We start from the raw sequence: 24,649 nt of genomic DNA, 5'->3' as shown, positions 1-24,649 counted from the left end.
CGATGCTGCGTAAAAGCCGCGCTGTTTGGGGTGCCGGTGCGGTGATGATGAGCTTGCGGGTCATAATCATGGTGCCGGTTTTGTCAGTCAGGCAAAGACCATTGCTATTGGTGCCTGTTAGCGGGTGTGGCATGATGCTGGCGATCTCAATGTTCTGGCGGATGTCTAGACCATCACCCATAAAGACAGCTAGGTCACGCATTGTCGGTGATCCGGCATAGGCGTCTTTATCTTCGGCAATCTGCCACCGCGCCACCGCACCAGCTTTTTCGGCGGCGTGCAGAACCGCGTTGAAGTCATCACCTTTGGCGGTGATGAACTGCGCCCCATGATTAAAGGTGAAATTGTCGGCACGGCGCGTTGAAACGCGTCCACCAATACGGCGCCCCTTGTCAATGACAAGGACATGCTGGCCTGACTTATGCGCAGCTCTGGCGGCGGCAAGGCCGGAAATGCCTGCGCCAATTATCACAAGATCAAAAATCACATCATTAGTCACGCCAGAAACTCCAAAACATCATTAAAGGCATATATAATATATATTCTTTGGCTAGCCGCATGGTCATATCATGCCCTATAATAGCTATCCACGATAAAGCGGATGCTGGCTGTGAATAAAGCCAGTGACTGTGTCATTACTATGCGGAGTTTGCCATGCTTACCCGGACTACTTCCTATGAATTATTGCGCGAACATGCCACACGACTTGGCGCGGTTAAGCTGGCCGACCTAATCCATGATCCGGCGCGGGCGCAAGATATGGTATTTGCCAGTGATGATATGGAAGTCGATATTGCGCGCCAGCATATTGATGGCGCGGCACTTGATGCGCTTTTGGTGCTGGCCGCCGAAGCCAAAATTGCTGATAAACGCGATGCCATGTTTGCCGGTGCGGCGATTAACAAAAGTGAAAACCGTCCGGTTGTGCATGCCGACTTGCGAAGCCCAGCAACACGCACAAGCGCACGCTATCAGAAGATGGTTGATTTTGCCGAAGCCACGCGTAGTGCAGGTGCCTATGACGATATTATCAATATCGGTATCGGTGGATCGGATCTGGGGCCAGCGATGGTGGCGATGGCTTTGGCACCTTTCGCATCAGGTGCGCGCGTGCATTATGTTTCGAATGTCGATCCGAGCCATTTGCATGATGTGCTGGCGCGTTGTAAGGCGTCGCACAGTCTGGTGATTGTAACATCTAAAACCTTTACCACGGCTGAAACCATGCGCAATGCAGGCTTGGCGCAATCATGGCTTGATATGGGCGGCGGTGACAGCAAAAGCCAGATGGCGGCGGTGACAGCGGCGGCTGATAAGGCGGCTGACTGGGGCATTGATTCAGCACAGATATTTGATTTTGAAGCCGGTGTGGGCGGGCGTTATTCGTTATGGTCGGCGGTTGGATTGCCGGTGATGCTGGCCATTGGCGCAGATCAATTTGCTTTGTTTCTAGATGGTGGGTCGTCGATGGATGCGCATTTCAAGACCGCACCATTAGCCAAAAATATCCCTGTATTGCTGGGGCTTTTGCGAATCTGGAACCGGAATTTTCTTGGCTATCCGACGCATGGGATTATGCCCTATGACCAGCGTCTGGCAAGGGTGCCAGCCTGGGCACAGCAGCTGGAAATGGAATCGAATGGCAAATCAGTATCGCGTGATGGCGAAATGCTTGGTTACGCAACAGCTCCGGTTATCTGGGGCGAAGCTGGAACCGGATGCCAGCATTCATTCTTTCAGGCTTTGCATCAAGGGCATGACATTGTGCCGCTTGATATTCTGTTTCCGCGGCAACCGGTTGGCTTGCATCTGGCCGATAGCTGGCCGGACGATATTTGGCAGGACAGCCATCAGGTGTTAGTGGTGAATGCGTTGGCACAAGCCGAAGCGCTGGCGCTGGGCCGCGAAAATGCTGAACTGCCGCATAAGAATTTTGGCGGTGGGCGGCCATCAACAGTGATGAGCTGGGATCAGACAACCCCCTTTGCGCTGGGGCGTTTGCTGGCATTATATGAACATGTGACGATTGTCAGCGGCTTTTTATGGGATGTGAACAGCTTTGACCAGTGGGGGGTCGAGTTGGGCAAGGAAATGGCGACCTCGTTTGAGGCGCATCTGAAGGCTGGTACCATACCGGCGGGGATGAGTCCGACGGCGGCTGATTTTTTGGCACGCCTTGCCACAAAAGCATGAGCCAGACCATAGCTAATGGCACGGTATCTCTGAATGATTGGCAGCATTTTATCGGGATTGACTGGTCAGGTGCCAAGGGCGCAACGCATCAAGGTATCCAGCTAGCGATGGCCACGCCCGGACGGGGCGCACCTGTTGGGATATATCCAAGCGATAGTGCTGAATGGAGCCGCGAAGCGGTTCGCGACTATCTTATCGATCTGGTATCGTCGGGCATCGGGTCAATTCTGGTGGGAATTGATTTTGCCTTTGCGCATCCGTTTCACGATATGGATAGCTATTTCCCCGGTCAGGATATGTCACCTGCAACCGCCGCCGACCTATGGTGTCTTGTCGAGCGCGTGAACAAAGATAATCCGCATCTTTATGGTGGCGCGATGTTCACCACAGCCCCATGGGGCGATTATTATCTGGCACCACCTGCCTATGGTAAAACAGCGCCACGCTATCAGTCACGTCGTCGTCTTGCTGAGACCGCTTGCCGCGAAGCTGGACGTAGCCCATCGCCAACATTCAAAGCGGTTGGCGCCGATAATGTCGCCACCGGCTCAATGGCGGGGATGCGCCTGTTGCATCAGTTGAAACAGCATCTTGGCACAGAGGTGGCGATGTGGCCTTTTGATGATCTGGATGCGGTGACAGCGGCATCATTGACGCTGGTGGAAATTTTCCCAAGTTATCATTTCCACCGTGCGGGTTTTGATCCGGCGAACAAAGCCGCGCGTGATGCCGGGTTTATGACGGACGCGCTGGGGGCCTATGACAGTGATGGTGTGCCGCCGGATTATGCGCCGCGCGGGCGTGATGCCGATGAAGCGGATGCAATGATCGCGGCAGCAGCGCTACGTTTTTTCGCGCCGCATGCCGCTTATTGGCAGAGACCCGAACAAGCTGCGCGCGAAGGCTGGATTTTTGGGGTGCCGATCAGCTTCTAAAGCCTCTATCTCAAAGCTGTGTCATTTGAAAACCATTCACCACTATTTTTAAACCGCATTGAAAACTGCATGAATGTCTTTCTTTTGTCATGAATGCGGTCAAGGTCTGGATCCAGAACCATTATGTATTTTATGCCTTTGTATGCGGTGGCTATAATTTTATCTGGCTTGCTGTAGTTAAAATGCTTGTATCCTTTCAGATCAAATACATTTTCATTCGCCCAATAAATTGCATATCTAAGGTCGGCTTTGGGTAAGCGTGCAAGTTTGGCGTGGGTAGCCTTAAACCATGGATTCGTCGATGTGAACAGAATAGCGTCATGAGTATTATGATATTTTAGTACCGAACCGTTACTTCCCCGAATTGTATGCCAGTCCTTCATGTTTATAGGCAATAGCTGCTTATATTTTTTGTCCTTTTTTTGAGCGTCGGTCTTTGATGCTTTGTCTTTGATACCGCTGAGGTTGTTACCAGTGACGATTTCATCGCATGTGCCCCAGACATACCCGATATGCGTATAACCTGTTCCAAATTCCATACGGCTGGCGATTTTGTTAGTGGTGAAGAAATAGCTATAGATACGTTTGGCATCATAGGGTTTGCCATGTTTGTCTTTGGGGCGTTCCAGATATGTCCATTCGATGCGTTCATCATTGCGCTTGGTGATGGTGCCTTTGAGCTTGTCATAATAGCTTTGAAATAAAATCTGGTCGCCGACAATGCGGTGTTTTTGCGACGGGGGTATCCATGCCTTTGCAAATTTGGCAGAATAATTGGTGTTATTATTATATTTTTCGAAAGTGCAATCGAGTAGAAAATCTTTGTCGCCAACCTGTCCGGCGGTGGCGCTGGTGCTGGTCAAAGGCAGGGCAATCAAAAGCATTGTAATCACGCCGATATATCGCAAGGCCGCCAGATACGATATATGTGTGGGCATGACGCTATGCAGGGCGGTTGTAAAATGGGTGCGCATGATGGCTATCCTCAATCTATCTTTTAGGCCTCTATCTATCTTTCAGGCCTCTACCTATTTTTAAGGGTAAGCGTAACAAGAATCGTTTAAAGAAACGTTAATGTGGGCAAAAGTTGTTATTTGTTTGCCGATATATGCGTCCTAGGGTTAACTATATTTAACTATGATGCCTTATGCCCTAATCGTTTATGCTTATATTTTTATGACGGAGACTCATCATGCCAGCCTTATTGCCCGATATTGATCCCGATGGACTGCTTGAATATTCAGTGGTGTTCACTGACCGCTCGTTAAATTCAATGTCGCAAAAGTTTCAGGCTGTGATGCGGGATATTTCGGGTGCGCTAAAGCGCGCTTATAACGCGCATTCTGTTATCGCGATTCCGGGTGGTGGCACCTATGGTATGGAAGCGATCGCGCGGCAATTTGCCGATGACCAGCATGTGATGATTATCCGCAATGGCTGGTTCAGTTTCCGCTGGAGCGAGATTTTGGAGAAAGGCAAAATTGCCAAAAGTAGCACCGTGCTGGTGGCGGCGCGGCAACAGGGTGGCGATGGTGATAACCGCCAGACACCTTTTGCGCCGCATGCTGTTGACGATGTCTGCGCCCAGATAGCCCGCGAAAAACCGGCGGTGGTGTTTGCCCCGCATGTGGAAACATCTGCGGGTATGATCTTGCCGGATGATTATATCCGCGCTGTGTCCGATGCGGTACATGCGGTTGGTGGGTTATTCGTGCTTGATTGTGTGGCATCAGGTGCCTTGTGGGTTGATATGCAAGCCTGTGGGGTCGATGTTTTGTTGAGCGCCCCGCAAAAGGGCTGGAGCGCATCACCGTGTAGCGGGCTGGTTATGTTGTCACAAGCCGCGCGCGAAAAAATTGAAGATACCAATGCCGCCAGCTATGTCTGCGATCTGAAAAAATGGCTAGGCATAATGGAAACCTATGAAAATGGTGGTCATGCCTATCATGCGACCATGCCAACCGACGCGCTGGCGATATTCCGTGATTCCTTGCTGGAAACTGAAGCCTATGGTTTTGAAAAAACCCGACAAGAGCAGATTGATCTTGGTGCAGCGATCCGCAGCTTGCTGGAAAGTCGGGGCTTTCGTTCGGTGGCTGCATCCGGATTTCAGGCACCATCGGTTGTTGTCAGTTTTACCGATGATGATAATCTGAAAAATGGCAGCGCTTTTGCCGCTAATGGCGTGCAAATTGCCGCGGGTGTGCCATTGGAATGTGGCGAGGGGCCTGATTATAAAAGCTTCCGTATTGGGCTTTTTGGCTTGGATAAGCTGCATAATTGTGAGCGCACAGTCGCTAATTTCGCGGCGGCACTTGATAAAATAGTCAGCTAGCCAGTTGTGCCAAATAGGTTTTGCTATACCAGTCAAACATCAAAATACAGGCGATGATGACGGTGGCAAAGCCAGCATAATGCAGTATCCGTTTGGCGCGCTCTGACAGGTCGCTTTTGCTGACAAAAACCGAGGCAAGGTAAAGCGCACCCACTAGAAGTAGGAAGCCAAGGCCGCCAAAAAGAACGATATCAATTTTCATGTAACCCTCTGACAAAATGTATCTGGTTATGTCTAGCAAGGCTGGAGATGTGGCGCACCTGAAATCGGCCTACTGGCGGTCGGAGATTGATGTTTTACCCTTTATGGCCAGCGCATAAAGCTAGTTTGGCATCGCGGGGCAGGGCTTTGATGGCATATTCACGCTGGCTGGCATGGCTTCGGTCTTGACAGGTTTCGTGATAGACAAGCGTGAAGGGCCCACGCCCCTTGGTATATTTTGCCCCAAGCCCGTCGGTATGTGCGGTAATGCGGGCATCCAGATCATTGGTGATGCCGGTATAGAGGCTGTTATCGGCACATTTAAGAATATAGACGACCCATTGCATCGAAGGCTTCACCTGGTTACGTGTTTAGGTATGATAGCCTTACGCGAAAAAGATTGATAAGGGTATGATTTTTCAAGGTATGGATTAATGCGTTTTTCCTATGATGTGGTGATTATCGGCGCTGGCGCTGCTGGATTGATGTGCGCGATTGCGGCAGGCAAACGCGGACGCCAGGTCATTGTGCTGGATCACGCGCGAAAGATTGCCGAAAAAATCCGTATTTCGGGCGGAGGCCGGTGTAATTTTACTAATCGATATGCCAGCCCAGATGCGTTTCTGTCGCATAATCCGCATTTTATGAAATCGGCGTTGCAGCAATATTCGCAACATGATTTTGTGGCGCTTGTCGAAAAGCATGGTATTGCCTATCACGAAAAGAAACTAGGTCAGCTTTTCTGTGATGAATCGGCACAGGATATTATCACTATGCTACTCGATGAATGTGCTGATGCGGGTGTTACGGTCACGAACGAAACGCTTATTGAGGCGGTTGCCAAGACGCCGCAAGGCAGATTCGAGATCGTGTCTGATCGCGGTGTCTATGACGCAGAATCGCTGGTGATTGCCAGTGGCGGCCTGTCGATTCCGAAAATTGGTGCCACCGGCTTTGGTTATGATATTGCGCGCCAGTTCGGGCTTGGGGTCCGCCAAACAAGTGCGGGGCTGGTGCCTTTGACATTCGCCGCCGAGCTGTTAGCGCGATGCAAGGATATATCTGGCTTATCGGTCGAGGCCGAGGTGCAATGCGGCAAGACGCAGTTTGCCGAAGGGTTGTTGTTCACACATCGCGGCCTGAGTGGGCCATCGATTTTACAGATTTCATCCTATTGGAACGCTGGTCAGACGCTTTCGGTCAATCTGGCACCAGCCCATGATATGTGCAATGTGATGACTGAGAAAAAGCGTAGCCATCCAAAGCAGGATGCCCAAACGATCCTGTCCGAATTCATGCCGAAGCGTCTGGCGAGTTTGTTTTGTGCGCTTCATGACAGTGCGGGAAGGCTGGCCGATATGCCGGATAAAAAGCTGACGGCATTGGGCATGGCTGTGAATGACTGGCAGGTTCTGCCACATGGCACCGAAGGCTATCGGACTGCCGAAGTAACACTGGGCGGCGTAGATACGGATGATCTATCATCAAAGACCATGCAAGCGCGCCAGACTGAAGGGCTGTATTTCATCGGCGAAGTCGTGGATGTGACAGGTCATCTTGGTGGCTATAATTTTCAATGGGCATGGTCGTCAGGCTATGTGGCCGGACAACATGCCTAGCGAAAATTAAGTGACCTGTTCAAAGTCGCCATTTTTTTCATTGTAAAAATATAGATCGCCTTCGCCAATATCGTTCCATAGACCATGCAGTGAAAGGGTGTCATTCTCGACAGCCTGTCTGACAAAGGGAAAGCTCATAAGATTTTCGAGTGATACCAAAACCCCTTCGCGTTCCAGTGCGGCAATTTGTTGTTCTTCGGTTTCCAGATGTTTAACGCGATCAAAGCCAGGCCGCAGAATATCCATCCAGCGTCCAACAAAGCTGGTGCTTTCTTCGAGTTGGGGGGCCTTGCCCGAACACATTTGATGACAGCCATTCACGCCGCCGCATCCCGAATGACCCAGAACAATGATATGCGCAACACCCAAACTTGTGACCGCATATTCAACCGCCGCCGAGGTGCCGTGATAATCGCCTGTCGGTGAATAGGGTGGCACCAGATTGGCAACATTGCGGTGAATGAAGAATTCGCCAGTATCAGACCCGAACATCGCGGTCACATGAACGCGGCTATCACAGCATGAAATGACCATCGCGCGTGGATGTTGCCCTTCTTCCGCCAGATGTTTGTACCAGACCTTGTTTTCGACAAATTTGGTTGCTTTCCATCCCTGAAAACGCTGGATCAAATAAGTAGGTAGGGGGGCAGCATTCATCATTTATCTATCCTGATCGTGATTGCGGTTAGTTCAAATCAAAGCCATAACTTAGCGTTAATAGGCTCAAAAATCTAGATAGCTATATGACTATCTATCAATGAGATGTCGATAGGTGTTTCACGTTGAGTTGTTTATTGATCAAAATCATTCGGATATCGTTGGCCTAGCATGTGAATGATGTTATCGAGGAATTTCGCCGCCGCGACCGGCAGAACTCGGCCTTTTAACTGGCCAATATGTAATATGCCAGCTGGCACATCGTCAGTATCAAAGGGGCGCGCCACAATGGCAGATGCCGGTTTAGTTTCATTTGATGTGATGCCGGGCTCTAGGCTGATCGGAATTTGGAATGAAATGGCATCTTCATGCATAAGATAATTCTGCATAAATTCAAAACTGTCGGATTCGATGATCGTGTTCATCTTGATATTGCGTTTCATCTGCCCGACATCAAGAAGTTGCCGCACTCCGCTTTTGGGCGTAGGCAAGATGGCAGGCACATCAATGCAATCACGCAGACGTATAACATCCTTTTTGGCAAGCGGATGTGACGCTGACATCAAACAATGTACGGTCTGACGGGCGGTAGCGATGACCTGAAAATCAGTGGTGCGCACTGGGGCAAAAACAAAAGCAAGATCAGCATCAAGCGATAGAAGCGATGCCTCGGCAGCATCGCCATATTGGCGCAGTAATTCAAAGGTAACGGCATTATGCTGGTCTCGATATTGCGCCACCAATTCAGGCAAGAAAAACCGCAGCACATCGGCACCGCCAGCAATTTTGACATGACCACGGCGGACGCCCGTTAAATCGGATATTTGTGATTGAACACGCGCCAAATCGGCGATCTGGTTGCGGACATGCTGGACAAATAATTCACCTGCTGTGTTCAGACGAACCCCGCTGGGCAGTCTTTCGAAAAGGGGTTGCCCAAGTTCATCCTCTACCTGCAGAATCCGGCGATTCAATGCCGTTGAGGTGATGGCTAGTTTTTCAGCCGCTTTACGGATCGATTTTTCGCGCGCAACAGCGTCTATAAAGCGCAAATTGGTCATATGCCGCATTGGGGTGCCTCCTGCCTGCTTTTATCGACATTAGATTGTGTATTAGATCCCATTAAATACCATAGTGATGCAAAAAACGCATCGCCACAATGCAAAATGAGCAGAATTTTTTTTCAGCATAGTTGGTTAATAACGTTCATCCGGTCTTTTTGGCGAGGATATCGGGTGAATGTTCACGATCGAATGTTCCAAGATGATTTACAGGATGGGGCGTCGCGCTTTGTAAAGCGCCCGACCCAGGAAGGATTGAATATGAAATATATAGTAGCAATTATCCAACCAAGTCGGCTGACGGCCGTGCATGAAGCATTGGTAGCTGTTGGTGTCGAAGGGCTGACATCGAGCGAAGTTCAGGGATATGGACGCCAGAAAGGCAAAAGTGAAGTCTATCGTGGTGCTGAATATACCGTGCATTTCCTGCCCAAGGTAAAAATCGAGCTCGCTGTCGCCGCTGATATGGCAGACAAAGCCGTTGAAGCGATCAAGAGTGTTAGCGCCACGGGAAAGATTGGTGACGGCAAAATTTTCATTTTGAATCTTGAAGACGCAATGCGCATTCGCACCGGTGAAACCGGTGTTGATGCTCTGTAAGAAAAGGGAGTTTCTAATGCGTAATTACAATAAAATTCTAGGCCTAGCGGTTGCCACTGTCGCAGTTGCAGCTTTGCCTACAGTCGCGTTTGCTCAGGAATTACCTGAACATGGCGTCTATATCTTGAATTCACTCCTGTTCCTTATGGCAGGTTTTCTGGTCATGTTCATGGCTTGTGGTTTTTGTATGTTGGAGGCAGGCCTTGTGCGTGCCAAAAACACAACAATGCAACTGACCAAAAACATGGCACTATTTTCGATTGCGGCGGTTGGTTATTATCTCATGGGTTACAATTTGATGTATCCATTGGGCGACTGGTCAATTGAAGGCTATTTCTCGGGTCTGTTCCCGGCCGTAGCGGTTATGGAAGCTGTTGGTATCACGGCTGAAGGCGCTGACGATATCAGCTATGCTACAACTGGTTCGGATTATTTCTTCCAGTTGATGTTCTGTGCGGCAACGGCTTCGATTGTTTCAGGTACAGTTGCTGAACGTGTCAAGCTCTGGCCTTTCCTTGTCTTTACGCTGATCCTGACTGCCTTCATCTATCCACTACAGGCAAGTTGGAAATGGGGCGGAGGTTTCCTTGACGCAATGGGCTTCCTCGATTTTGCGGGCTCGACAGTCGTGCATTCAGTCGGTGGCTGGGCAGCGCTTGCTGGTGCCTTGGTAATCGGTGCGCGCACGGGCAAATATAAAGATGGCCGGGTGATCCCGATGCCAGGTGCGAATCTACCGCTTGCAACATTGGGTACCTTTATCCTGTGGCTTGGCTGGTTTGGCTTTAATGGTGGATCGCAGTTGGCGATGGGAACTATTGGTGATGTTGCTGATGTATCGCGTATCTTTGCCAATACAAATGCGGCTGCTGCTGGTGGTTCGATTGCGGCTTTGCTCCTGACCCAGATTTTCTACAAAAAAGTCGATCTGACAATGGTTCTAAATGGTGCTTTGGCTGGTCTGGTGTCGATCACGGCTGAACCTCTGACACCAACACTTGGCGCGGCGACGATGATCGGTGCTGTCGGTGGTGTGATTGTGGTTTTTGCAGTGCCATTCCTAGACAAGCTGAAGATTGACGATGTTGTTGGTGCGATCCCTGTGCATTTGATTGCTGGTATCTGGGGCACGCTTGCTGTGCCGCTGACAAATAGTGATGCCAACTTCGGAACGCAGATCACGAGTATCGTCATTGTTGGTGTGTTCACATTCGTCGTGTCATACGTGGTGTGGATGGTGTTGAAAATGGTGATGGGTGTTCGGGTTAGCGAAGAAGATGAGATCGCTGGTCTGGATAATGCCGAATTGGGCATGGAATCCTATCCTGAATTCACTCGATAGCCGACCCTGAATTTCGAAAAATGAATAATGCCGGCTTCATCAATGATGAGGCCGGTTTATTGTTTTGAGGGGGTAATTGCTTGCATATATCCTTTACTTTTTACCTCCGATGACATTAATTTAACGACTGTTTTTCATTTTTCTGCGAAAATCAAACGCACCTTTAATGGGGTTGAGTCACCTTGAATATGACGACCGAAACGGACATGGGTTCTGTGTTGCTTGAAGCTGAAAAGGTGACCAAGAGATTTGGTGATTTTACAGCGAATGAAGATGTTGATTTTACCATTCGTGCTGGTGAAATCCACGCCTTGCTGGGTGAAAATGGTGCTGGCAAATCTACCTTTGTGAAAATGATTTATGGGCTGATGCAGCCTGATGCTGGCCGTATTTCATGGCGTGGTCAGCCTGTAACGATCAATGGCCCGCAACATGCCCGTGACATGGGTATTGGCATGGTGTTCCAGCATTTTTCGCTATTTGCCGCGTTGACAGTTGTTGAGAATATACAGCTGGCTTTACCTGTAGGTGAGCATAGCGATGATTTGGCCAATCGTGTGCGCCAGATTTCCAAGGAGTATGGCATCAGCGTTGATCCCTATGCCCGAATCCATAATTTATCCGTTGGTGAGCAGCAGCGTGTTGAAATCATGCGCTGTCTTTTGCAGGATCCGTCCTTGCTGATTATGGATGAGCCAACGTCGGTGCTGACGCCGCAGGAAACTGACCAGCTATTTACCGTATTGCGCCGGTTTCGTGATAATGGCATGGCGGTTCTGTTCATTTCGCACAAGTTGGACGAGATCAAGGCGCTGACATCACGCGCAACGGTATTACGGCGTGGGCAGAATGTCGGTTCGGTTGACACAAAGTCGAAATCCAGTCGCCAGCTTGCCGAAATGATGGTGGGAGCTAAGGTTCAGAATGTGACCCGCCAAAAAAACAACCCAAAGGGCAAGGTCATTTTCACTGTCGAGGGTCTAAATCGTCCCAAACATAGCCAGTTTGCCACCACACTTCGTGATGTTTCGATGGCCGCCATAAGTGGAGAAATTCTGGGTATTGCGGGCATTGCCGGAAATGGACAAGATGAATTGATGGCGAGTCTGATGGGGGAATGGTGTCCGCGTGAGCGCAATATCATCAAAATCGAAGATCATGACATCACCCAGCTAGGCCCTGCCCAGCGCCGACTTGCCGGTCTTGGTTTCGTGCCGGAAGAACGTAATGGACATGCGGCGGTTACAGGCATGACATTATCGGAAAACACCTTGCTGACCGCGCATTCACTGGATGGTGCCATTGACCGGAATATGATCGATTTCAGCTTTTTGCAACGTCGTGCCGCCCAGATCATTGGTTCTTTTGACGTGCGCACCCCCGAAGATGATCCAATGGCGTCATCGCTATCGGGTGGCAATTTACAGAAATTTGTTGTTGGCCGTGAAATTATTAAGGCACCACAGGTTTTGATTGTGTCGCAACCGACCTGGGGCGTTGATGTTGGGGCGGCCATATTCATTCGTAAAGCGATGCTTGATCTGGCTGCTGCCGGTTCGGCAGTGATTATGCTATCGCAGGATCTGGAAGAAATTTTTGCCATTTCGCACAAAATCAGCGTGCTTCATGATGGTATGCTCTCTACCGCCGTGGATGCAGGTGATATGACTGCCGAAGATGTTGGTTTGCTGATGGGCGGTATGCAGGATACGGCCATAGAATCTGCAAAATCTAAATCAGCGTCAAAGCGAGCCTCCCCGAAGTCAGGTAACCCGAAGTCAGGGAACCCGAAATCAGGGAAAAGGAGTGCGTCATGATTACGTTGACGCCTCGTAAATCAATCTCTGTGGCTATGACGCTGGCTATACCAGTGCTTGCGATTGCCATGACGCTGGTCATTGGTGCGGTTATTTTTGCGCTTCTGGGTTACAACCCAAGTGCGGCTTTATATCAGTTTTTTGTCGCCCCCGTGTCGCGGCCTGACCAGATAGCCGATTTGTTTGTCAAAGCCTGTCCGTTGATTGTGATCGCTTGTGGTCTGATATTCTGTTATCGCGCCAATGTCTGGAATATCGGTGCCGAAGGACAGTTGATATTAGGGGCGGTGTTTTCCGGCTGGGTGGCGCTGACATTTCCTGATTTGTCAGCCTATCTGATGCTGCCCGCGATGATTATAGCTGCGATGATTGGCGGGCTTTTATGGGCGATGATTCCGGCGCTGTTGAAAGTGCGCTTTAACACCAATGAAATTTTGGTGTCTTTGATGTTGACCTATGTCGGAGCGTTATTCATTGACTGGCTGGTTCGTGGTCCGTGGCGTGATCCGATGTCATTCGGTTTTCCGTTGACCAAAATGTATGAAGATGCGGCGCTGATTAGCCTTGTGAAAATTCCGGGTATCGGCACGCTTGGCCAGCTTCATTGGGGCGTGTTTGGAGCATTGCTATTATCGGTGGCCGCATGGTTTGTGCTGTCGCGGACATTGGCAGGGTTTCAGGTTAAGGTTATGGGGGATGCCCCGCGTGCAGGGATATTTGCTGGTTTCAGCCCAGCTATGACAACCATCGCCGTACTGGGAGTTTCAGGCGCGACGGCTGGACTGGCCGGCATGATTGAAGTGTCGGCGAATATTGGCCAGCTACAGCCGAATATTTCATTTGGCTATGGCTTTACCGCGATCATTGTGGCGTTTCTGGCACGGCTCAATCCATTAGCGGTTATTATTGCCGGTTTGGTTGTGGCGCTTGCCGAACTTGGCGGTGATTCGGCACAGATAGCGCTGGGCATGCCGAAAGTCGTGACCGGCGTGTTCAAAGGGATTTTGCTGTTCATGCTATTAGCTGGCGAGACGTTCAACCGGTTCCATGTGGCGGTAAGATGGCCAGCCATATTGGGTGGGCAGGCTGATACGGCGAATAAGGAGGCATAATGGAACAGTTGATCCTGACTATATTGCTGACGTCGGTGCCGCTTGTGTTTGCGGCCTCAGGCGAGTTGATTGCCGAACGAAGCGGGGTTCTGAATCTGGGTGTTGAAGGTATGATGCTGATGGGGGCGGTGTCGGCATTTGCCGCTGTGATGGTTACGGGGAACGCCTATATGGGGATCATCGCTGGCGGACTGGCAGGCGTACTGACAGCCTTTATTTTTGCGATTTTTGTCCTCGGTCTGGCGACGAATCAGGTGGCAACCGGGCTGGCTTTGACGATTTTTGGCACTGGCCTGTCAGGGCTTGTTGGTGCCTCCTTGGTTGGCAAGGCGATCGATGGTCTGCCGCAATTGCCGATACCCGTTCTGGCCGATATTCCGGTGCTTGGCGTGTTATTATTCCAGCATGATATCATGGCCTATCTTGCCGTTGTCATGGTTGCGCTAATCGCCTGGTTTCTTAAGTATACACGGGCAGGTCTGGTGCTTCGTGCGGTTGGTGACAATCATGATAGCGCGCATGCGCTTGGCTATCCGGTGTTGTTTGTGCGATTGATTGCTGTGTTGTTTGGCGGCATGATGGCTGGGCTAGGCGGTGCCTATCTACCGTTGGTGCTGACACCGCATTGGGCCGAAGGCATGACCGCAGGACGCGGCTGGATTGCTTTGGCGCTTGTCGTATTTGCATCTTGGTTGCCATGGCGTGTATTTGTAGGGGCGCTGATTTTTGGCGGTATTACCATTATGCAACTGGCTGGTCAGGCACGTGGTTGGACAACGCCGTCACAGATATTGGCCATGTTGCCTTATATCTCAACGATCGTCGTTCTGGTTTTGATTTCGCGGAATCGTGAATTTGCGCTGGCCAATTCGCCAGCATGTTTGGGGCGGATTTTCCACGTTGGAAAATAGGTATGCTTTACCCCCAGTAAAGAGGAGAAAAAAATGAAATCTAACAAATTAATAACGTGGATAGGGATTGGACTACTGGCCGTAATTGCTATCGCGCTTTTTACGAGCAAACAAAAAGAAGAAGAAGCAAAACTGGTCATGACCGACAGTTTAAAGGTTGGTTTCGTCTATCTTACTAATCCGGGTGACCATGGCTGGACCTATGCGCATGAAGTCGCGCGTCAGGAAGTCGAAGCCTATTTCGGTGACAAGGTAGAAACATCCTATGTCGAGAATGTGCCAGAAGGCCCCGATGCAACGCGTGTTATTCGTGAGTTGGTAAAGCAGGGCAACAAGATCATTTTCACTACATCCTTTGGCTATATGGACCCCACGTTAAAGGTTGCCAAGGAATTTCCAGATGTGAAATTTGAGCATATTACCGGCTATAAGCGTAGTACGAATATGGCAACCGGAAACGTCCGTTTCTATGAAGGGCGTTATGTTCAAGGTGTCGTGGCTGGTCTGATGACAAAATCCAATCGTATTGGCTATATCGCTTCATTCCCGATTCCCGAAGTTATTCAGGGTATCAACGCCTTTGCGGCGGGTCTGCGTGAAGTCAATCCAAATGCTGAAATGTCAATCATCTGGGTCAGTAGCTGGTATGACCCTGTCAAGGAAGCTGATGCAGCCAAGGTTCATATCGCCGAAGGTGCCGATATTCTGGCACAGCATACAGATAGCCCAGCCATGTTGCAGACTGCTGAAAAGGCTGGTGTGTTCGGGTTTGGCCAGTCAAGCGACATGAAGGCGTTTGCGCCAAAAGCTCAGCTATTTAGCTCTGTTAATAACTGGACTCCTTACTATGTTAGTAAGATCGAACAACTCATGGATGGTTCATGGTCAACTGGTGAAGGCCCTGATCATTGGGCAGGTAATACCTGGAAAGGTATGGCTGATGATTATCTGGTATTGACACCGTTTGAAAATATGCCTGCCGATGTTGCCGCCAAAGCCCAAGACGCTGCGGATAAGATCAAAGCTGGCATGAACATCTTTACTGGCCCGTTGAAGGATAATGAGGGTAATACAGTCATTGGCGCGGGCGAAGCGCTTGATGATGGTGGCCTGTGGGGCATGAACTATTATCTTGAAGGTGTGCTTGGTAAAATTCCGGGCTGATAACATCTGATTCGTAAACTGATCTGAAAGGCGTCATCGCAAGATGGCGCCTTTTTCATTGAATTTTGCAATTTTTACAACCTTGAGACGCTGATATTTTTGAGAGTGCCACCTCTGCGTTAGCAGCCTGCGGGGGAATGGTTAACGGCCTTATATAACGATTTTCTAATTCAGAGAGTGTTGCTTTCTGGTGAAACGAATATCTAAATAGGAGTCGATATGACCAAAATTATTATGGCTATTTTTATGGGCGTCGCTGTTACTTTATCGGCTGGCGCACAAGCTTTGACTTTCAAGTCAGGTGAAGTTCTAGGCCCTGATGGGAATATGTATGTTGGGGCTAGTCCCGAAAACCTGGAGAATATCATTGCAAATGCCAATGATGACGACAAGCCAGCCGGTGTTGTTGGCAATAATGTGTTTGTTGTTGTTGATGATACGATCACCTTTGTACCAACTAAAGAGCTTGCACCCTTGAGTAATGATGACCGTCTTGAGCTTATAGGCGATAAGGTTGTCGAGAATATTTCCGGCGTTGAAGGTTTGACGATGAAAAGCGTTCAGGCGGTCAAAGATCTTGGTGATGAAGCTGATGTGGACCTTGCCAAAGTCATCGCCGATGGTGGGCTAGACGCGCTTGATAAAGCCACTCTGGACGATCTCAAGCAAGTTGCCAATGAAACAGGTATCGATTTGGCTAATATTCAGGCGATCAGTGATAGCCTTGGCGGCCTGGATACCCAGCAGCTTGCCGATATGAACGCCTATCTTGAAGAATCGCTAGAAGGCGAATTGCTTGACGATATCAATGCCGAGATTGCCGCGATTGGTGGCATTGAAGGTGGCTTGGACGCATTGATGAAATTTAATAGTTACGAAGATTGTGTAAATGGCGGTGGCGGTGCTGTTTGTGATGAAGTTCAAGCCACAATGGATGAACTTGAAGGCGATGATCAAGACCCGGATCGCCCAGCAGATGGAGTTTCCGAAATAGGCGAAGAAGGTTAAGAAACCCAAGACCATAATCGTCATACAGGCCGATAGGCATAATCATAAAGCGCGGTGTCAGTGATGCCGCGCTTTTATCATGTGGGGGTTATTCATGCGCTGGATTACGATTAAGACGCTATCTTTTGTTTAGGGAGCAAGCGCGGAAAAAACTTTGAATATGAGCATACAATATCGCATAGTAAGCTATGAGCGATATTACAAAACCAACGATTTTCGTGACAAGACGCTGGCCGGCAGATGCCGAGGCAGCTTTGTCTAAATATTTCACCCCAACATTCAACAGTGAAGATGTGCCGCTGACGACACAGCAAATCGCTGATGGTTTTGCCAGTCATGACGCGCTGGCGCCAACCGTATCAGACTCGATCACGGCTGACATCATCACGGCTGGAGCGGCAGGCAAAGGCAAATTTGTCGCCAATTATGGTGTTGGCGTCAATCATATTGATATCGAAGCGTGCAAGGCGGCGTCGATTCCGGTCAGTAACACGCCAGGCGTGCTGACGGATGCTACTGCCGATATCACGATGACGTTGATGTTAATGCTGGCGCGCCGCGCTGGTGAAGGCGAACGCGAATTGCGTGGTGGTAACTGGGCTGGCTGGCGGCCAACGCATCTGATGGGACGACAATTAAGTGGTAAAACGCTGGGCATTATCGGCATGGGACGTATCGGCAAGGCCGTGGCGCGTCGTTGTGCGCTGGGTTTTGGCATGAAAGTGGTTTTTTACAACCGGTCAAAGGTTGATGATTGTGCTGATATTGGGGCAATTCAAATGGCGTCGGTTGTTGATGTATGTGCCGCGGCAGATTTTGTTAGCCTGCATTGTGCCGCTAGTCCCGACACATTCGAAATAATGAATGCGGCCGCCTTTGATGCGATGCCATCTGATGCGGTTATTATCAATACGGCCCGCGGTGACGTGATTGACGAAAGCGCGCTTGTAAAAGCGCTGAATACGGGATCTATCGGCGGTGCTGGTCTTGATGTGTTTCAGGGTGAACCAAATATCAACCCTGATATTCTGGCAGCGCCTCATACAGTGTTGCTGCCGCATCTGGGCTCGGCAACTTTGGAAACACGAACCGCTATGGGGCTGAAGGTGGTTGATAATCTACGCGCCTTCTTTGCGTCAGAGCCGTTGGTTGATCCTGTCTGCTAATATGTCTGCTAATGGGATAGTTCATGGGCATAGAGCTGGTCAGTATCGTGATCAGCTGATTGCGGCGTTTCACGCCGGCATTGATGCGGGACGCCCCGAACCAGTCACGCGCGATGCGGTTGCCCGGATTTTACAGCAAGCGGATGCGGGAACACCCGCGCCTACGGCAATCATTGCGATTGGCAAAGCGGCCTGTGCGATGGCTGATGCCGCGCGTCAGGCTGGCTGTTTGGCACCTGGCATTATTGTAACGAATGATGAAAATTATCAAGAGATGCAGGGATTTGACGTATATGCCAGTGCGCATCCGGTGCCTGATATACGGGGGCTTCGCGCCAGTGATGCGGTCGAAAAGCTGGCTGATTCACTGACCGCCGATGATCATTTGCTGTTGCTGATAAGTGGCGGGGGTTCAGCTTTGCTACCCGCGCCAGCACCAGGTATTTCGCTGGCTGATAAAATGGCATTGAATGAAGCCTTATTGGCAAGTGGCCTTGATATTCATGACATGAATGTAATCCGGCGGCTATTCTCACGCTTGAAAGGTGGGCGGCTGGCGGCATTGGCGATGCCTGCCCGCATAAGCCAGTTTTTATTGTCCGATGTGCCTGGTGATCGGCTTGAGTCAATTGCCAGCGGTGTCGCCGCACCCGAACCAACGTCACTTGATGCGGCGATTGGACTGGTGCATGCGCATGGATTAGATCGGTTGGCATTTGTCCCCGCCCATCTGGATGCGCTACGCAGCGGCAAGGTACAGGCACCGCTAGGGGCAGATGACCCGGTTTTTGACAATGTACAGACCGACATTCTGGCTAGTAATACGATATGCCGTTTAGCCAGCCGTCGCTTGATTGAACAGGCAGGTGATATAGAGATTATCGATGCACCCGACCTTGATGGCGATGCCAGCGTCATGGGTGAACGGCTTGCTGCCTGTATAAAGTCTGTTAGCAAACCTGGTCACTATGGAATCATTGTGGGCGGCGAAACAACGGTCACATTAGACGCTTCGTCAGGTGTTGGGGGGCGGGCACAGGAAGTGGCTCTTACCACGGCGATCGCCTTGGCGGCAGATAGGACAACAGCGCCATCAGAATGGGCAGTGTTTGTTGGCGGCACTGATGGCCGAGATGGCCCATGTGACGCGGCAGGTGCGCTTTTGACAAGCGACGATGCGCTGGATATCACAAAGGCCAGAGCCGCCTTAGCCGCGCATGATTGCTATCCGTTTTTGCAAGCATCTGGCCAGCTTGTTATGACTGGCGGGACTGGCACCAACCTAGGTGATCTGGCGATCATTCTGTTTTCACGATAAATAGTGAGTTCAGTAAAGGGAGGCCGGATAGGAAAGCAAAAACCTATCCGGCCTCAGGCTTCAGGTCGGCAATGGTATGACCTGCACTCCCCCAAGCGCAGGCCAGATACCGTTCCTGAGGGAAGCTATTCGGCAGCCTTTTCCTGGTCGCCTGTAAATTGAGCTTCTTCGGTCGAATCATTAAGCGCGGTGGTTGCAGACTGGCCACCTTTGACAGCCACAGAAATCGCATCAAACCAGCCAGCACCAACTTCGCGCTGATGGCGGGTGGCGGTATAGCCATTCACCTCGGCATCGAATTCGGCATTCTGTAATTCACTATAGGCGGCCATACCCCGGTCACGATAATCGCGCGCAAGTTCATACATGGCGAAATTCATGGAATGGAAACCAGCCAAGGTGATGAATTGATATTTATAACCCATCGCGCCAATTTCACGCTGGAAACGGGCAATGTCCTCAGTCGATAGATTTGCAGACCAGTTAAAGCTTGGCGAACAATTATAGGCCAGCATTTTATTCGGGAATTTGGCATGGATGGCATCAGCAAAGCGGCGTGCCTGTTCAATATTAGGTGTTGATGTTTCCATCCAGATCAGATCGGCATATTCGGCAAAGGCAAGGCCGCGCACCACACAACGCTCAAAAGCATCTTTCGGATCAAGACAGAAAAAGCCTTCTTCGGTACGCTCACCGGTCAGGAACTGATGATCGCGTTCATCAATATCTGAGGTGATCAGTTTGGCGCTTTCGGCGTCAGTTCGGGCGACAATCAAAGTTGGCACCCCAGCCGTATCAGCGGCCAGACGTGCCGCATTCAGATTGGCGATATGCTGTTGTACGGGGATCAGAACCTTACCGCCCATGTGACCGCATTTCTTTTCGGACGCAAGCTGATCCTCAAAATGCACGCCGGCGGCACCAGCTTCGATATAGCTACGGGTCAGCTCAAACGCATTAAGGGCGCCACCAAAGCCAGCTTCGGCATCGGCAACAATCGGGGCAAACCAGTCAATATTGTCATCATTATTTTCCAGTGTCTGAATTTGGTCAGCCCGCTGTAATGTGCGGTTGATCTTGCGGGCTAGTTCAGGGCCTGAATTGGCGGGATAGAGTGACTGGTCAGGATACATGGCACCAGCCGTATTCGCGTCAGCCGCAACCTGCCATCCGGACAGATAAATCGCTTTCAGCCCAGCGCGCACCATCTGCATCGCCTGATTGCCGGATAGCGCGCCAAGTGAATGAACGTAATCTTCAGTATGCAAAAGCTGCCATAGCTTGTTCGCGCCATTACGTGCCAGCGTATGTTCTGGCTGAACCGAACCCGACAGTTTTTTCACATCTGCCAGACTGTAATCGCGTTTGATGCCGTCAAATCGACCAGCGTCAGTTTTGGTATGCGTTTCAAATTCGGTGCGCGCGCTCATGATATATTCCTTTGACCTTATTTGCGGTTTAATAAATATGACGCTTTAAAGCGGTCACTATTTTGCGTCTAGGAAGACTTAATTTATTAACATCTATTAGCCTGAAGCTGTGTGTTATGCGAGGAAAAAAGTGCAAATTTGAAAAATGTAAAATATTTACAATTTCAATTTACAAATTAACTTGTTACAGTATTATCTTGATCGGTGGGCACGGGAATGCGAGGGCAGAACATGCAGGAAAAAATTCTGGTTGGTCATAAGTTACGCCGCTTTCGGCAGTCCATCGGATTGTCGCAAACCGCCATGTCCGAGGCGCTTGACATCAGCCCGTCATATCTAAATTTGCTGGAACATAACCAACGGCCTTTGACGGTGACCTTGCTGCTCAAGCTTGGTAACAGTTTTGACATTGATCTTAAATCCTTTGCCGAGGATGACAGCCAGTCACTGATTGCCGATATGAGCGAAATATTTGCCGATCCGCTATTCACTGGTGAAGCGGTATCGCGCCGCGAATTACAGGATCTTATCTCGGCCGCCCCGGGTGCGGCACGTTCGGTCATAAAGCTTTTCCATGCCTATCGTAAAGTGCGAGACGAGCTTCAATCTTCGGATCATGTTGCTGGGCGTGAAGCCAGATTAAGCAATCCGATTGAATTGGTACGCGATGTTCTGCAAAGTGAAAATAATTATTTTGCCAGCGTCGAGCAAGCCGCGACTGATTTGCTGGACATAGCGGGTTTGGCTGAATGGGCAAAAGGCAAACCATCACCCAATGCCATGTCATCGCATACAGACCGAATATATGCCCAGCTTGTCGATTATGTCGAAAAGACCATGAAGCTTCGGGTCCGGATCATGCCAGCCGAGATTATGGGGTCGCAGTTGCGCCGCTATGATTTGCATCGCCGTGAAATTATGCTTAGCGAAGCTTTGCGTCGGCCTCAGCGTCAGTTCCATTTACTGGTGCAAATTGCCTTGCTGACCCAGCAGGAGCTTTTTCAACAGATGTGCGATCACTATGAATTTCCGGAACCGCAAAGCCAGTCTTTATTCCGCGTCACGCTGGCTGGCTATTTTGCCGCCGCGGTGATGATGCCTTATACGCCGTTTCTGGAATCAGCCAAATCACTGCGTTATGACATTGACCTGCTAGGGCGACGCTTTGGATGTAGCTTTGAACAGGTATGCCATCGCCTGACCAGCTTGAACGCACCGACTGCCCGCGGTGTTCCCTTTTTCTTTATCCGCGTCGATGATGCAGGCAATATATCCAAGCGTCTTGCCGCTGGTGGTATGCAATTTGCCAAATTTGGCGGTACCTGCCCAAAATGGGCTGTGCATAAGGCCTTTCGTACACCGGAACGAATGCTGTTTCAGGCTGTGGAATTGCCACAAGGACAGAAATTTTTCACGATCGCGCGAACCGTACCTAGCCTGTGGACACCGCCGCATGAATCGGCACCTGAATTTGCCATTGCGCTGGGATGCGAAATGCATCATGCGCGTGATCTTGTCTATGCCGATCATCTTGATAGTGGCAAAAATCTGCGTCACGAACCGATTGGTGTTGGTTGTGCGGTTTGTGAACGCATGGAATGTGGTCAACGCGCGCATCCTCCAATTGGCCATGATTTAAAGTTTGACGGGCATATGCGGCGGGTTGGCCTGTATGATATTGGTGTGAAATAAAATTACCCAGATTAGATTTTTCTGGTTTTGTAATAATGTTACCGATGATGCTTTGGCTTGTTGAAATGGAGACGACATGGTCTCGGTGGTTTTCAAATATCGTCAGGTCTGGTATCACAGAATTGAGTTTTCATAAAAGATGTGACCCAAGGCACGGCCTGTATGTTCATCTTGATTTGGAACAGAAAAGCGAACATGGGCAGGTAATATGGTCAATAATCAGGACATGAGTGAACGCAAGGACGATGCTGTTGGTCGTATCGCGTCACTTTATGGCCTGACACCAAAGGTTGAGACAGCGATCAATCAGGCGGTCATGGATAATGAGAAGCGCCGCGCACGGACATTAATGGCGCCTTTGCACCCGGCAGATCAAGCCGATCTGATCGAAAAGTTACCTTTGGAGGTAGCTGCCAAGCTGGTACGCATGCTGGGTGATGATCTGGATGCCGAAACGCTTACGCATCTTGATGAGCAAACCCGTGATGAAATTGTCGATGTGATGGGGATGGCGGCACTGGCGCGGCAACTGCCCGATCTGCCCACAGATGATGCGCTGAACATTGTCGAAGAGCTTGAGCAAGACGAGCGCAACGATGTGCTTGCGGCTTTACCTGCTGAAGACCGCATTCTGGTTGAAGAGGGGCTGTCATTCCCCGAAGATTCGGCCGGTCGCCTGATGCAGCGTGAAGTGGTAACTGTGCCATCATTCTGGACGGTGGGGCAGACTATCGATTTTCTGCGAAATGAAGAACATGATGTGGGGGATTTCTATCTTATCTTCGTTATTGATCCGACCCGCCATGTATTGGGTGAGGTGCGGTTAAGCACATTATTATGCACCCAGCGTCCACGTCGTATGTCGGAAATTATGGATGCTGATTTTCGGCTTATTCCGGTCACTATGGATCAGGAAGAAGTGGCATCGTTATTCCGCCATTATGGTATGGTCAGCGCTGGTGTAGTTGATGAAGATAACCGTCTTGTCGGCATGGTCACTATTGATGATGTGATTGATGTGATTGACGAAGAAGCCGAAGAAGATTTGATGGCACTCGCGGGTGTTGGTGATGCCAGTCTACGTTCTAGTCTGCGTGAAACAATGCAGGGGCGGACAGGCTGGCTGACGATTAATCTGATCACGGCGGTCATTGCGTCGATGGTCATTGGTTTGTTTGATGCGACCATTGAACAGCTTGTTGCGCTTGCCGTACTAATGCCCATCGTGGCATCGATGGGGGGCAATGCTGGCACCCAGACTGTTACCGTTGCTGTGCGTGCGATTGCGCTACGCCAGCTTGATAATCTGGCGGCATGGTCTTTTGTGCGGCGCGAACTACTGGTTTCGTTTTTTAATGGCATTATTTTTGCCGGCATGGCGTCGGGTTTGTCCTATATATGGTTTGGTGATGCAGATATTGCCATGGTCATGGCGGTAGCGATGTTTGCCAATTTGATTGTCGCTGGCCTAAGTGGCACGATTGTGCCGCTGGGTTTGTTGCGTTTGGGTGTCGATCCGGCAGTGGCCTCTAGTGTTTTTATCACCACAATCACGGATGTTGTTGGGTTTTTTGTTTTCCTTGGGCTTGCCGCGCTCTATCTTATTTAAGTCGCTATGCCGCTGGCCCTTTGTGTGAGAAAGTCCGTCTGTAATGCCTGTGCATTTGAAAAAATTATCGGTTGGTTCTGAATCATTCGAGGCATTGCAGGAATGGCAGAATAGCCGGATAGCGGCGCAGATGCCGCTTATGCATGTCACCCGAAACCGGCCCCGCCGCGCTGACGAAATCCTGGCAGGTGGCTCTATCTACTGGATCATCAAGGGCGTCATGTGCGCGCGCCAATCAATCGTCGAACTGCGCGAGGTGACGCGCGCTGATGGCCGTCCGGCATGTGGCATTGTCCTTGCCCCCGGTCTGGTCAAGGTTGCGCCAACGCGGATGCGTATTTTTCAGGGTTGGCGCTATCTTGAGGCACAGGATGCGCCACATGATGTGCTGGTGAGCGAGGAGGATGGCGAGGAAATGCCCACAGCCATGGTCGCCGAACTAAGAGAGCTTGGCTTGCTATAGGGCGTGAGCTTGTCTT

23 protein-coding genes are annotated in these 24,649 nt (G+C 50.2%); 16 read left to right on the top strand and 7 right to left on the bottom strand.

Going from position 1 to position 24,649, the window contains the following annotated elements:
• On the bottom strand, positions 1–499 hold a 499-nt coding region (locus ACTF7Q_RS03710; protein WP_438996505.1), incomplete at its 3' end, for an FAD-dependent oxidoreductase.
• Between the two features lie 155 nt (positions 500–654).
• Here ACTF7Q_RS03710 and pgi point away from each other — a divergent pair.
• Both pgi and ACTF7Q_RS03700 read left to right on the top strand, forming a co-directional pair.
• Positions 655–2,193, top strand: coding sequence for a glucose-6-phosphate isomerase (pgi, locus tag ACTF7Q_RS03705; RefSeq protein WP_438996504.1), 1,539 nt, complete (start codon positions 655–657; stop codon positions 2,191–2,193).
• On the top strand, positions 2,190–3,128 hold the full coding sequence (locus ACTF7Q_RS03700; protein WP_438996503.1) for a hypothetical protein: 939 nt from the start codon (positions 2,190–2,192) through the stop codon (positions 3,126–3,128). Before pgi ends, ACTF7Q_RS03700 begins: the two co-directional genes overlap by 4 nt.
• Before the next feature lie 5 nt (positions 3,129–3,133).
• On the opposite strand, the gene ACTF7Q_RS03695 is transcribed toward ACTF7Q_RS03700, so the two are convergent.
• Positions 3,134–4,102 (bottom strand): hypothetical protein, encoded by a 969-nt coding sequence (locus ACTF7Q_RS03695; protein WP_438996502.1) that lies wholly within the window; start codon positions 4,100–4,102, stop codon positions 3,134–3,136.
• Between the two features lie 218 nt (positions 4,103–4,320).
• Here ACTF7Q_RS03695 and ACTF7Q_RS03690 point away from each other — a divergent pair, with 218 nt between their 5' ends.
• The gene (locus ACTF7Q_RS03690; protein WP_438996501.1) at positions 4,321–5,463 is read left to right on the top strand and encodes an aminotransferase class V-fold PLP-dependent enzyme; all 1,143 of its coding nucleotides are present in this window, start codon (positions 4,321–4,323) and stop codon (positions 5,461–5,463) included.
• On the opposite strand, the gene ACTF7Q_RS03685 is transcribed toward ACTF7Q_RS03690, so the two are convergent.
• Both ACTF7Q_RS03685 and ACTF7Q_RS03680 read right to left on the bottom strand, forming a co-directional pair.
• Positions 5,456–5,665, bottom strand: coding sequence for a diguanylate cyclase (locus ACTF7Q_RS03685; protein ID WP_438996500.1), 210 nt, complete (start codon positions 5,663–5,665; stop codon positions 5,456–5,458). The two genes, ACTF7Q_RS03690 and ACTF7Q_RS03685, sit on opposite strands and share 8 nt — an antisense overlap.
• Before the next feature lie 94 nt (positions 5,666–5,759).
• Positions 5,760–6,011, bottom strand: a complete 252-nt coding sequence (locus tag ACTF7Q_RS03680; RefSeq protein ID WP_438996499.1) for a GIY-YIG nuclease family protein — start codon at positions 6,009–6,011, stop codon at positions 5,760–5,762.
• A gap of 87 nt (positions 6,012–6,098) precedes the next feature.
• Between ACTF7Q_RS03680 and ACTF7Q_RS03675 the strand changes: the two genes are divergently transcribed.
• The gene (locus ACTF7Q_RS03675; RefSeq protein ID WP_438996498.1) at positions 6,099–7,283 is read left to right on the top strand and encodes an NAD(P)/FAD-dependent oxidoreductase; all 1,185 of its coding nucleotides are present in this window, start codon (positions 6,099–6,101) and stop codon (positions 7,281–7,283) included.
• 6 nt (positions 7,284–7,289) lie between these two features.
• Here ACTF7Q_RS03675 and ACTF7Q_RS03670 read toward each other — a convergent pair whose 3' ends face one another.
• Together ACTF7Q_RS03670 and ACTF7Q_RS03665 are read right to left on the bottom strand one after the other, a co-directional pair.
• Entirely contained in the window at positions 7,290–7,943 is a 654-nt protein-coding gene (locus tag ACTF7Q_RS03670) for a carbonic anhydrase (RefSeq protein WP_438996497.1), read from the bottom strand.
• A 131-nt stretch (positions 7,944–8,074) separates the two neighbouring features.
• Entirely contained in the window at positions 8,075–9,010 is a 936-nt protein-coding gene (locus tag ACTF7Q_RS03665; protein ID WP_438996496.1) for a LysR family transcriptional regulator, read from the bottom strand.
• 252 nt (positions 9,011–9,262) lie between these two features.
• On the opposite strand from ACTF7Q_RS03665, the gene ACTF7Q_RS03660 reads away from it, so the two are divergent.
• The 9 genes from ACTF7Q_RS03660 to ACTF7Q_RS03620 all read left to right on the top strand — a co-directional run bounded on the left by ACTF7Q_RS03660 (position 9,263) and on the right by ACTF7Q_RS03620 (position 19,439).
• On the top strand, positions 9,263–9,601 hold the full coding sequence (locus ACTF7Q_RS03660) for a P-II family nitrogen regulator (protein ID WP_438996506.1): 339 nt from the start codon (positions 9,263–9,265) through the stop codon (positions 9,599–9,601).
• Between the two features lie 16 nt (positions 9,602–9,617).
• Positions 9,618–10,943 carry an ammonium transporter gene (locus tag ACTF7Q_RS03655; RefSeq protein WP_438996495.1) on the top strand — a complete coding sequence of 442 codons (1,326 nt, stop codon included), beginning with the start codon at positions 9,618–9,620 and terminating at the stop codon, positions 10,941–10,943.
• Between the two features lie 188 nt (positions 10,944–11,131).
• Positions 11,132–12,760 carry an ABC transporter ATP-binding protein gene (locus ACTF7Q_RS03650; RefSeq protein ID WP_438996494.1) on the top strand — a complete coding sequence of 543 codons (1,629 nt, stop codon included), beginning with the start codon at positions 11,132–11,134 and terminating at the stop codon, positions 12,758–12,760.
• Entirely contained in the window at positions 12,757–13,872 is a 1,116-nt protein-coding gene (locus tag ACTF7Q_RS03645) for an ABC transporter permease (RefSeq protein ID WP_438996493.1), read from the top strand. Before ACTF7Q_RS03650 ends, ACTF7Q_RS03645 begins: the two co-directional genes overlap by 4 nt.
• Positions 13,872–14,783, top strand: a complete 912-nt coding sequence (locus ACTF7Q_RS03640; protein ID WP_438996492.1) for an ABC transporter permease — start codon at positions 13,872–13,874, stop codon at positions 14,781–14,783. Before ACTF7Q_RS03645 ends, ACTF7Q_RS03640 begins: the two co-directional genes overlap by 1 nt.
• Positions 14,784–14,816: 33 nt before the next feature.
• Positions 14,817–15,947, top strand: coding sequence for a BMP family ABC transporter substrate-binding protein (locus ACTF7Q_RS03635; protein ID WP_438996491.1), 1,131 nt, complete (start codon positions 14,817–14,819; stop codon positions 15,945–15,947).
• Between the two features lie 219 nt (positions 15,948–16,166).
• Complete coding sequence (locus ACTF7Q_RS03630) at positions 16,167–16,955, top strand: hypothetical protein (RefSeq protein WP_438996490.1); 789 nt, start codon at positions 16,167–16,169, stop codon at positions 16,953–16,955.
• Positions 16,956–17,143: 188 nt separating this feature from the next.
• Positions 17,144–18,121: a 2-hydroxyacid dehydrogenase gene (locus ACTF7Q_RS03625; RefSeq protein WP_438996489.1), complete on the top strand. Its 978-nt coding sequence runs from the start codon at positions 17,144–17,146 to the stop codon at positions 18,119–18,121.
• Complete coding sequence (locus ACTF7Q_RS03620) at positions 18,087–19,439, top strand: glycerate kinase type-2 family protein (protein ID WP_438996488.1); 1,353 nt, start codon at positions 18,087–18,089, stop codon at positions 19,437–19,439. The genes ACTF7Q_RS03625 and ACTF7Q_RS03620 overlap by 35 nt, the downstream gene beginning before the upstream one ends.
• A 125-nt stretch (positions 19,440–19,564) precedes the next feature.
• Here ACTF7Q_RS03620 and aceA read toward each other — a convergent pair whose 3' ends face one another.
• On the bottom strand, positions 19,565–20,869 hold the full coding sequence (aceA, locus tag ACTF7Q_RS03615; protein ID WP_438996487.1) for an isocitrate lyase: 1,305 nt from the start codon (positions 20,867–20,869) through the stop codon (positions 19,565–19,567).
• A 216-nt stretch (positions 20,870–21,085) separates the two neighbouring features.
• Between aceA and ACTF7Q_RS03610 the strand changes: the two genes are divergently transcribed.
• The 3 genes from ACTF7Q_RS03610 (at position 21,086) to ACTF7Q_RS03600 (ending at position 24,633) form a co-directional block, all read left to right on the top strand.
• On the top strand, positions 21,086–22,561 hold the full coding sequence (locus tag ACTF7Q_RS03610; protein ID WP_438996486.1) for a helix-turn-helix domain-containing protein: 1,476 nt from the start codon (positions 21,086–21,088) through the stop codon (positions 22,559–22,561).
• Between the two features lie 208 nt (positions 22,562–22,769).
• On the top strand, positions 22,770–24,170 hold the full coding sequence (mgtE, locus tag ACTF7Q_RS03605; protein ID WP_438996485.1) for a magnesium transporter: 1,401 nt from the start codon (positions 22,770–22,772) through the stop codon (positions 24,168–24,170).
• Between the two features lie 43 nt (positions 24,171–24,213).
• Positions 24,214–24,633 (top strand): DUF1489 family protein, encoded by a 420-nt coding sequence (locus ACTF7Q_RS03600; RefSeq protein WP_438996484.1) that lies wholly within the window; start codon positions 24,214–24,216, stop codon positions 24,631–24,633.
• Positions 24,634–24,649 lie beyond the last annotated feature (16 nt).

Source organism: Puniceispirillum sp. (SeqCode), assembly GCF_965657105.1.
In the GTDB taxonomy this organism is placed as follows: domain Bacteria; phylum Pseudomonadota; class Alphaproteobacteria; order Puniceispirillales; family Puniceispirillaceae; genus Puniceispirillum.
The sequence above is the reverse complement of the archived record's forward strand: the minus strand, read 5'-3'. Positions and strand labels throughout refer to the sequence as shown.